This is a genomic window from Pseudomonas sp. MWU13-3659 (assembly GCF_023757525.1).
Taxonomy (GTDB): domain Bacteria; phylum Pseudomonadota; class Gammaproteobacteria; order Pseudomonadales; family Pseudomonadaceae; genus Aquipseudomonas; species Aquipseudomonas entomophila_E.
Genome location: NZ_JAMSHW010000043.1, coordinates 20,917 through 28,550 on the forward strand (window position 1 = coordinate 20,917; position 7,634 = coordinate 28,550).

Sequence of the window (7,634 nt, forward strand, 5' to 3'; positions counted from 1 at the left end):
TTGATCCATGCAGTTTCCTGGCCTGCGCCGTGGCGGCGTGCACTTCCTTTTAAGCGCGGCCGTCTTCGCGCTGCTTCCCGGGCTAGCCCAGGCTGCGGAGCCTCCGGTTGTTTGCCCATCCGGTGACTTCGCGGCTTTCTTGCGTGCCTATGCCCATGACCCGGCCTTGCAGCGTGCGTTCGTCGCGCCCGAGGTCGAGCTGTTGCGACTGGCACCGAGCTCGGCGGGCATCGTCCCTGTCACCGAAAAGGCGCGTGGCGCTGGTCTTGAATATCCGCTGTTCGGCAGCCAGGGCCTGGAGTCCGATCAAATGCAGGTCTGGGTCGATGGGCAGAGCGCCCATGTGATCGACAAGCGCCAGGGGTTGAATGCGATCAAGGTCTATCGCTTCCACGAGCAGGGCTGCTGGACCCTGGACGCGGTCGAGGACTGGTCGATCGCCCCGCAGGACCTCGACCTGAAGCAACGAATGGGCAATACCCCTGAAGAGAAACGTTGTGCCGCCAGGGGCGAAGTGTTTACCCGGCTTGGGGCGTTGGAACAGTACTTGCCAACGCGGGAGCTGTTCGAGGCGGGCATCGAGAACTACGTATGCGCCGCGGCCTCCGGTGACCCTGTCGCCAGCAGCGAAGCGGCAAGCCTGAGCCTGTCGCAGATGGCGCCCTACCTGGGGCATGCCCGGACTGAGGCGATGTTCATGGCGGCTGCCAAGGGAGATCCACAGGCGTGGATCGGGCTGGCTTACTTCTACTGCGACGGCAGCAGCCTGATCGCCTCCGAACGGCCTTGCCAGGCACCGGACAAGGCCCGCGCCGCGTTGACCAAGGCCGCCCAGGTCGCCGGCAAGCCGGGCGCAGATGCATTGGCCGAGTGGGTGGCCAAGCATGGCAGCCAACAAGACTCGACGGTGCTACCCATGCACCTTACCGGCAAGCGCGATGACGAGCGGCTGGTCATCGCCGACGCAGGCAACCAGGTCAAGACCCTCACCGCCTATTACGCCAACAGCGACTATGTCGAAGAAGCGCTCGATGCTTTCAAGGCCTTGCCGGCCATTGCCAGCACGTCGAACCCAGACCGTTTCGACGGCTTCGACGTGGCGGTGGTGCAGCCCAGGCGTGGTGCACTGACCGTTACCGGTATCGAGGGCAAGCCGCATGCCGTGCGTTTGAACATGACCCTGCGCGGCGATGTGATCGTGCTGAGCACGCGGGAAGCGGGCAACGACAGCTTCAACTACAACCTGATCTTCGGCTACACCCCCAAGCGTGAAGACATCCAGCTGTTCGGTGTGCTGCTCAACACCCACCGCTATCAGTGCGGGCAGACTTTCACCAGCACCTACTTCGTCGAATCGGCCCTGGCATTGCACCAGCGGCTCAAGGACTTCGACGGCACCCGAGCCTTCCACGACCTCAAGGCGGCCTACCCACAACTGCAGGCTGCCAACGAGCCCTTCAAGGTGTTGCCGGTCGACCTCGAGCAGTCCGCCGCCGCGGCCCTGGCCAGCTATCGCAAAGGCGACCTGGCGGGCCTAGAGCGTGAACTGGGGGCGCTGGGCATCGTCGGTGGCGAGGCCAATTGCGATCTGGAGCGTTACGTGGTCGAGCGCTTCTTCTACGCCGACCGGTTGGGCTGGTCCAACGACCTGGCCTTCCTGTTTGCCGAAGCCGGCCATTTCGAGCAAGCGCGGATCCTGCTCGAGCGGGTCGTCGCGGCCGACCCGCAGCGTATCGTCGCCCACCTGAACCTGGCGGACAGCTACTGGGGGCTTGGCGATCAAGACAAGGCGCGGCAGAGCTACCGGCGCTACCGGGAACTGATGGTCGCGGATGGCAAGGCGGCGCGGATTCCGCCACGGGTGGCCGAGCGTGCGGGGGCGTGACCGCGCCGGGCCCGTCACGCCGTTGTCATGAGTGACAGGTAGCGTACGAGCGCGCGTGCGCCGCCGCGCAACCTGTCGTTCAAGGAGACCGCCAAAGGTGCATCCCATGCCGTCCCGCAAGCAGATCATCCTGCGCTCCGCCGAGATGCGCAGCGAGGACTTCGCCGTGCAGTTCGGCCGGCTGTTCGGCAACCTCTACGCCGACCTGCCGCCGTTGCCCGACGGCATTGTCATCGGTGGCGTGTACGGGCGCCTGGAGGGCATGAGCGTGCGCCGCATGCACTATCAAGGTGACTTCACCATCGCCTTGCCCGCGCCCCAGGATGAAATCACCTTCGTGTTGCCCAGCGCCGGCAAGGTCATCTTCGTCCACCGTGGCGAATCGATCGGTATCGCCCGGGTGGGCCTGGCGATCGACAAGGCCGAGATTCGCTCGATGCGCTTCGTCGACGACCATGCCCAGTGCGGCATGTCGATCCGCCGTGGCCTGTTCAACGAGCGGCTGGCGCTTCTACTGGGCCGGCCGGTGCAGGTGCCGATCCATTTCGAGCCAAGGGTGGACTTGGACGTCGCGGCGTTCCGGGGCATTCGCGCACTGCTCGAACTGGCGACCGGCGACAGCTTCGAGCCGTTGCTCGAAGCCGGCGCGCTGATGCCTGCGCGGTTGCAGGAAATGCTGGTGGATGCGCTGCTCGAAGCCTGGCCGCACAACCACACCGAGGCCCTGCGCCGGCCCACGCCGATGATTGCGCCGCGGCATGTGCGGCTGGCCATGGACTACATGCGCGATCACCCCGGGCAACCGGTGAGCGGCACGCAACTGACGGCGCTGGCCAATGTCAGCCTGCGTGCCTTGCAGGATGGCTTTCGTCGTTTTGCGGGGACCTCGATCGCCGGCTTCCAGCGCCAGGTGCGGCTGGAGCGGGCCTACCAGGACCTGGCGCAGGGGGACGTTGGCGGGGTCGGTGAAGTGGCGTTGCGCTATGGCTTCAGCAACGCCGGGCGTTTTGCCCAGTACTTCCAGCAGGCCTATGGCGTGCGCCCCACCGAAGTGAGGCGTGGCCTGCGTGGGCCCGCTGCAGGTCAGAAGGCGTAGCTGGCTTTCAGCCCGCCGCTGACGCCGTGGCTGTCACCGCCGCCATTGGCGGCCAGTTCCGCGCCCAGGCTCAGGCCGCCCAGGCTGGCGGTCAGGCTGGCCGCGCCGAGGAACTGGTCGCGGTTGTCGAAGGCTGCCCGTTGCTCGATATCCAGCCCCAGCAGGTGCCCTTGGCTGTCGACCCGATGATCGCCCAGGGCTCGCTCGTAGCCCACTTCGAGACCCGGCACCAACTGCCAGCCGCCGCCAAGCGCGACCGGAGCGAAGGAGGCCTTGAGGTTGGCCGTAGCGCTGTGGCGGGTGGCTTGCAGGTCATCGACTTCCAGGGCCAATTCGCTGCCTTTCTCGTGGAAGCCCGACAGGTCCACATGACTGACCCGCAGGCCCAGGCTCGGTTCGAGGACCATGGCTTGCAGCGGCAGGCGATAGCCCAACGCCAGGCTGGCGCCGGCGAGGGTGCCGTGGCTGTCGCCCTTGGCCGTGCCCAGGCCACCGCCCAGTTCGCGCTTGCTGCTGTAGTCGAGCCAGCCAGCGTTGGCCGTGGCCTCGACGAACACACCGCGCTCCAGCCCTTCGGGGGCCAGGCGCAGGCCCATGCCAAGGAAAGTCAGGTCGGTGTCCGCCTCACCCCCGGCACCGCCGACGTTGCCTTGGCTGTAACCCACGCCGGCATGGGCGCTGAGCTGTTCGGAGAAACGCTGGGTCAGGCCGACCATCATCCCCTGGCTGTGCTCATTGCTGCTGCGGGCCTGGGCCGAACTGTCGGTGCCCAGGTAGCCGGCCAGGGCGGTGCTCCACAGGCGCGCCTGGCCGACTTTGAGGTCGGCGCCACTGGCATGGGGCGCTGCGGCACGGTCGATCTGCGCGCCCTGGCGCAGCAGGAAGCTCGCCGCATCGGCGTGCACCTGGCCGCCCACGGTCGCCTCGACGCCGTCCAGGCTGCCGCTGTCGATGGCCGATTGCAGGTAATAGTTGTAGGCGCTGTAGTGGCCGGAGAGTTCGCTGTCCTGCAATTGCCCGAGCAGTTGCGCGCCGGCGGCGGCGTTGCCTTGCAGCCCCGCCTGGCCGGGCAGGCTGGCGTAGCGCACCAGCTTGCCACGCAGCACGTAGATCGTCTCCTGGCTCAGGCCCAGGCCCTGCTTGAGGTAGTTGTCCATGCTGCCGTACTGGGCGCTGACCTGGTCGAGGCCGGCCTGCAGGTAGCTGGCTTCCACCCCCAGCAGCGGCTGGTAGATGGCCGCCATGGCGGGCGGCATCGCCTTCAGTGTGGCGGCCATCCGCACGGCGGTGTAGTCGTTGGTGGCCAGGTAGTTGGCCATGAGGGTCGCCTGGTCGACCCCGGCGATGCTCTGCAGCACGGCGGCGGTCCAGCCGGTGCGGTCCTTGCCGGCGGTGCAGTGGAACAGTGCGGCGCCGTCGGCGTTGGCCAGCTCGTTGAACAACACGCCGAACTGGCCGCGCATGCCGGCGTCGCTGACGAAGGCGCGGTTGGTCTCCTGCATCATCGCTCGGGCCTGGGCGGCGCTGGTGAACGCGATGTTGGTGATGTTGGCGCCGGAGGTGGTGCTGCCGATGATGTCGATGTTGCGGTAAACGGCGGCGCTGGGGAGGGTGTCGGGGGTGGCGGCGATTTCGCTGGGGGTGCGCAGGTCGTACACGGCACTGATGTTCAGGCCGTTGAGGGTGGCCAGATCCGACGCGGTTGGCGTGAGGGCGTTGGCGCGGTAGAACACCCCGGCGCGCATCACCCCGTCATGGGCCGTGGTGTAGGCCTGGGTGGTGCCGGCGACATCACGGAAGTTGTCCATGCCACGCAGGCGCGGGGTGTCGAGGGGGTAGCTTTCGGCCGCGTGAGCGGCGGCGATGGACAAGGTGAGCAGGGACAGGGAGCAGATAACGCGTTGGAGCACGGCAGTGGCCTCGTTGGGGATGCATTGAGGAGGCTACTGTTGGGGCGATATATGAAACTGAATGTTACGTATGCTGCAATCGCGCAAAAGCCTGCGCAATTCGGCCGGAGGCTGCGCGGGCTGTCCAATTGCGCCCGGCGATGCCGGGCATCGCCAGCAAGGCTGGCGCCCCGTACCTTGTAGGAGCCAGCCTTGCTGGCGAACGGGCCACAACACGGCGCTCAGGGCAGCTTGGCCACCAACTGCGCCAGCAGCCGCTGCTTGTAGTGCTGCAACAGGCCATCGTTGCGTTCGCGCGGGTGGGGCAGCTCCAGCGGCACCTGTTCGCCGATCCGCCCCGGGTGGGCGTCCATCACGATCACCCGGTCACCCAGGTACAGCGCCTCCTCGATATCGTGGGTGACCATGATCACCGTGCAGCGCTCCTGCACCCAGATCCGTTGCAGCTCGTGCTGCAGGCGCACGCGGGTCAGGGCGTCGAGGGCGCCGAACGGCTCGTCGAGCAGCAGCACCTTGGGCTTGTTCACCAGCGCCCGGGCGATGGCGCCGCGCTGGGCCATGCCACCGGAAAGCTGGTGCGGGTAGGCCTGTTCATAGCCTTGCAGGCCGACCAGGGCAATATGCTCGTCGACCCGTCGCGCTTTTTCGGTGGCAGGCAGGTCGAGGTTCTTCAGCGCCAGGGCGATGTTCTGGCGCAGGGTCATCCAGGGGAACAGGCGATGGTCCTGGAACACGATACCGCGCTCGAGGCCCGGGCCACTCACGGGCTGACCGTCGAGCAGGATCTGCCCTTGATAGTCCGGGTCGAGGCCGACGATCAGGCGTAGCAGGGTGGATTTGCCACAGCCGCTGGCGCCGAGAATGCTGACGAACTCGCCCGGGCGGATGTCCAGGTCGATGCCTTGCAGCACCGGCATGGCCTGGCCTTGAAGCGGGTAGCTCTTGCTCAGGTTGCGGATGCTCAGCGCGCCGGTCTGCACGGGGGCGGGAAAGGAGTGGGCGATTGCGTTCATGGTCGGGCCTTTCAACGGGTGGGGCGCCAGCGCAGCAGGCGGCGGGCGAGCAGGGTGGACAGCCAGGTCATCAAGTAGCCGCACAGGCCGATGCACAGCACGCAGATCACGATGATCTCCATGCGTGCCCCGGCCTCGGCGTTCATCATCAGGTTGCCGAGCCCGGCGCCGGAGGCGAGGAACAGCTCGCTGCCCACCGCGGTGACCCAGGCGAAGGCCAGGGCCTGCAGCACGCCGGTGGCGATGCTTGGCAAGGCGGCGGGCAGCAGCACCAGGCGCAGCTGCTGCCAGCGGTCGAGGGCCAGCACCTGGCCGACCTCGCGGTGGCGGGTGTCGACTTGGCGCAGGCCTTCGAAGGTGTTGAGCACCATCGGGTAGAACGCCGCCAGGCTGACGATGAGCAGCTTGGAAGCTTCGCCGTTGCCCAGCCACAGCGCGATCAGCGGAATCCAGCCGAGCATCGGCACCTGGCGCAGGGCGTGGAACAGCGGCGCGATCAGGCGGTTGGCCAGTGGTGACAGCGCCATCAGCGCTCCCAGGCTGACGCCGCCGAGGATCCCCAGCAGCAAGCCGATGCTGGTGCGTGCGAGGCTCGCCAGCAGGTTTACCAGCAACTCGCCGTTGCCCAGGAGTTCGAGGAACGCGCTACCGATCAGAGACAGCGGGACGAAGGCGTAGGCGCCCACGGCATCCTGGCGCGAGGCGTATTCCCAGGCGGCGATCAGTAGCAACGGCAACAGTAGACCGCGCAGTTTCAGCAATTTCATCACGACCTCCCGACCGCTTGCCAACCGGACAGGCGCCGCTCCAGACGGCGCAACGAAAAGTCCAGGGCGAAGCCGATCACCCCGGTGAGCACCACGCCGACCATCACCACATCGATACGCAGCATCTGTCGGCCCATCTCGATCATCTGACCCAGGCCGCTGTCGGCGGCCAGCAGCTCGCAGGCCACTAGTACCACCCAGGCGCGGGTCAGGGCGACGCGGATGCCGGTGACGATGGCCGGTACCGCCGCAGGCAGGGCGATGCGCCCGACCAGGGTCGGCCAGGGCAGGCGGTACACCGCGGCCACCTCGAAATGGGTGCGCGGTATGGCGCGGATGCCTTCGACGGTGGCCAGGGCCACGGGAAAGAATGCGGTCTTGGCGACGATGACCACCTTGAAGGTCTCGTCGATGCCCAGCAGCAGGACCAGCATCGGGATCAGGGCGATGCTGGGGACTTGGCGCACAGTGTGGAACAGCGGCGAGCAGTAGGCCTCGACCGTGCGCGACAGGGCCATGGCGGTACCGAACGCCAGGCCCGCCAGGGCGCCACCGGCAAAGCCCAGGCCCAGGCGCGACAGGCTGCCGAGCAGGTGCTCCTGCAGCTCGCCGGTGGCCAGCAGGTCGGCGAAGCTGCGCCAGACCTCCCGCGGCGGCACCAGCAGGTTGGCCGGGAACAGCCCGGCAGCGGCAACCCCGGCCCACAGGGCAAGCAGGGCGAGGGGGGAGATCAGCCAGGTGAGGGCGTTCAGCGGGTGCATGGCGGGCCTTGGGGTGGCGGGTGGTGATGGGGTATCGCAAGAGCTGTGCCAGGGGCGGCGGGCCGTGATTCCGGGCGCGGTCGGATGGACGTGTTGGCAGGGCAGCAGTGCAGTGTTGATAGAGAAGCAGTGAGCCAACACTGGCCCAGGTAGGAGCCAGCCCTGCTGGCGAAGGGCGCGACGCGGTGTATGCCTTGATGAC

6 protein-coding genes are annotated in these 7,634 nt (G+C 67.3%); 2 read left to right on the plus strand and 4 right to left on the minus strand.

Going from position 1 to position 7,634, the window contains the following annotated elements; all coding sequences use genetic code 11:
* Nucleotides 1-7 precede the first annotated feature (7 nt).
* Both NGM28_RS26575 and NGM28_RS26580 read left to right on the plus strand, forming a co-directional pair.
* Nucleotides 8-1,885, plus strand: coding sequence for a tetratricopeptide repeat protein (locus NGM28_RS26575; RefSeq protein ID WP_252092303.1), 1,878 nt, complete (start codon nt 8-10; stop codon nt 1,883-1,885).
* Between the two features lie 106 nt (nt 1,886-1,991).
* Nucleotides 1,992-2,981: a helix-turn-helix transcriptional regulator gene (locus NGM28_RS26580; RefSeq protein ID WP_252092304.1), complete on the plus strand. Its 990-nt coding sequence runs from the start codon at nt 1,992-1,994 to the stop codon at nt 2,979-2,981.
* Here the strand turns inward: NGM28_RS26580 and NGM28_RS26585 are convergent.
* From NGM28_RS26585 to NGM28_RS26600, 4 genes are all read right to left on the minus strand, one after another.
* The gene (locus NGM28_RS26585; RefSeq protein WP_252092305.1) at nt 2,969-4,891 is read right to left on the minus strand and encodes a tyrosine-protein phosphatase; all 1,923 of its coding nucleotides are present in this window, start codon (nt 4,889-4,891) and stop codon (nt 2,969-2,971) included. The two genes, NGM28_RS26580 and NGM28_RS26585, sit on opposite strands and share 13 nt — an antisense overlap.
* 221 nt (nt 4,892-5,112) lie before the next feature.
* Nucleotides 5,113-5,904: an ABC transporter ATP-binding protein gene (locus tag NGM28_RS26590; RefSeq protein WP_252092306.1), complete on the minus strand. Its 792-nt coding sequence runs from the start codon at nt 5,902-5,904 to the stop codon at nt 5,113-5,115.
* A gap of 11 nt (nt 5,905-5,915) precedes the next feature.
* The gene (locus tag NGM28_RS26595) at nt 5,916-6,671 is read right to left on the minus strand and encodes an ABC transporter permease (RefSeq protein WP_252092307.1); all 756 of its coding nucleotides are present in this window, start codon (nt 6,669-6,671) and stop codon (nt 5,916-5,918) included.
* Nucleotides 6,671-7,432, minus strand: a complete 762-nt coding sequence (locus NGM28_RS26600; RefSeq protein ID WP_240067102.1) for an ABC transporter permease — start codon at nt 7,430-7,432, stop codon at nt 6,671-6,673. The genes NGM28_RS26595 and NGM28_RS26600 overlap by 1 nt, the downstream gene beginning before the upstream one ends.
* Between the last annotated feature and the right edge of the window lie 202 nt (nt 7,433-7,634).